Here is a 1,778-nt window from a genome sequence, read left to right as displayed (position 1 = left end):
GCCCCACTGCCCCACCTCACAGCGCCGCCAGCCGGGCCGCGGCCGTGCCGCCACGGCTGCCGCGCTGGAGGATGGCGTTGATCTGCCGCACCTTCAGGCCGGTCGCCCGGGCGATCTGGACCGGGCTCTGGCCCTGCTGGGCGAGCTCGAGCACCTCCGCGGCGAGCTGCTGGGAGGGCTCGGCGGCCGGGCCCTTGCCCTCGGCCTTCCCGTTGCCCTTCGCCCGCCGTCCCCGGCGCTCCTGGCGCAGCACGCCCCGCTCGCGCAGGGTCCTGAGCACCCGCTGGTAGTTGAGCTCGAGGGAGCTGGCGATGTCGATGACCGTCTCGCCCTGGGCGTAGCGGGCCTCGATCTGCGCCAGCACCTCCTCGGGGATCTCCTCACGCTTGCGGCCTGAGCCCTCGGCGTCTTCGGCCTGCTCCTCGCCGGCCTCGATCTGGCCGGCCTTGGCGAGCAGGCTGCGGACCTGGCGAAAAGGAAGCCCGGTTTCACGGGCGATCTCGGTGACGCTCTTACCTTCTTGCGATAGGGCAAGAACCTGTTCGACTACGGCGTTCGAGGCCACTTACCCTCCTTGGGCGGCCCAGCGTCGCGGGGCGGCCTGCTGTAGGAACGTGACGATGTCCTGGGTGCTGGTGCCGGGGCCGAACACCGCCGAAACGCCGAGGTCTTTGAGCTTGGGCACGTCTTCGTCGGGGATGATGCCCCCCCCGAACAGCAGGATGTCCTCGGCCTGCTGTTCGCTCAGCAGCCGCTTGACCTCCCGGAAGTAGTGCATGTGGGCCCCGGAGAGGATGGACAGGCCGATGGCGTCCACGTCTTCTTGCAACGCGGCCGAGACGATCATCTCCGGGGTCTGCCGTAAGCCGGTGTAGATCACTTCCATCCCCGAGTCGCGCAGGGCCCGGGCCACCACCTTTGCTCCCCGGTCGTGCCCGTCGAGACCGGGCTTCGCTACGAGAACGCGAATTCTGCGATCCATGACCGTATTCTACGGCATCCTTGGCCCGGGACGGCAATCCGGGGGGCTATTTACGAGCCCGTCCAGCGAATAGCCCCCTCGCAGGAGGGGGCCGAGCCGTGAGTTTTGGCAGGGCTCAGCTGGCCTGCGAAGCCTGGGCCATCTGCGCGCTGGCGGCCCGCTCGACCTCGCGCTTGAACTCCTCCATCGTGACCTTCAGCAGTTTGCTGGGCTCGCCGAAGAGGGTGGCGTACACGTCGGCGATGCGGTTGAGGAGAGGGGAGGCGAAGTCTACGGTGGCGTCGAAGTGCAGGTCGAGCTGGGTGCCGTTGGGGGTTTCCTCCAGCCGCACCCAGCCGGCTACGTTGAGGTCGTGCTGGGCGCCGGGGACGCTGGCGAACTCGAGGTAGTGGGGTTCCTCGCGCTTGGTCCCCTGGGCCACCCAGATCAGGTCCACGGGCGGCATGCCGCGGGCGACGAAGCGGTAGCCCGCCGGCTCCTTGCGCACCTCCTTGAGGTAGGTGGACCAGCGCGGCCAGGACTCGAAGTCCACCAGATGGTCCCACACGAGCTGGATGGGGGCCTGCACGAAGATCTCGAGTTCTTCCTGGAGCTTCATCTCCACCTCCGCACCGCTGAAAAGCCGGACAACCAGGGTCGGGCGACGTCGTGAGCGCCGACGCAGGACACGGGAGACTCGTTATCGATCGGCTTCAGTATAGGACAAATGTCCCGGCAATTGGAAACAGGCCACGCAAAGGCGCTCGAGGCGGGCAAAAAAGACCTCCCGCGAGGGGAGGCCGGTGGGGGCGGGTTC

3 protein-coding genes are annotated in these 1,778 nt (G+C 68.0%); all 3 read right to left on the bottom strand.

Annotated features, from left to right (window positions below; all coding sequences use genetic code 11):
* Window positions 1–16 precede the first annotated feature (16 nt).
* A complete protein-coding gene (locus Mterra_RS21030; protein WP_119316851.1) occupies window positions 17–565 on the bottom strand; it encodes a hypothetical protein in 549 nt (182 codons plus the stop codon).
* Window positions 566–982, bottom strand: a complete 417-nt coding sequence (locus Mterra_RS21025; protein ID WP_119316850.1) for a cobalamin B12-binding domain-containing protein — start codon at window positions 980–982, stop codon at window positions 566–568. It lies immediately after the preceding gene.
* 115 nt (window positions 983–1,097) lie between these two features.
* Window positions 1,098–1,580, bottom strand: a complete 483-nt coding sequence (locus Mterra_RS21020) for an SRPBCC family protein (RefSeq protein WP_119316849.1) — start codon at window positions 1,578–1,580, stop codon at window positions 1,098–1,100.
* Window positions 1,581–1,778: the final 198 nt, after the last annotated feature.

It is taken from the genome of Calidithermus terrae, from assembly GCF_003574345.1.
Taxonomy (GTDB): domain Bacteria; phylum Deinococcota; class Deinococci; order Deinococcales; family Thermaceae; genus Calidithermus; species Calidithermus chliarophilus.
Note: the sequence above shows the minus strand (reverse complement) of the source record. Positions and strands in the feature narration are given on the sequence as shown.

Excerpts from the sequence above, each read along its gene's own strand:
- Mterra_RS21025 (WP_119316850.1), bottom strand. The coding sequence starts at position 982 with ATGGATCGCAGAATTCGCGTTCTCGTAGCGAAGCCCGGTCTCGACGGG.
- Mterra_RS21020 (WP_119316849.1), bottom strand. The coding sequence starts at position 1,580 with ATGAAGCTCCAGGAAGAACTCGAGATCTTCGTGCAGGCCCCCATCCAG.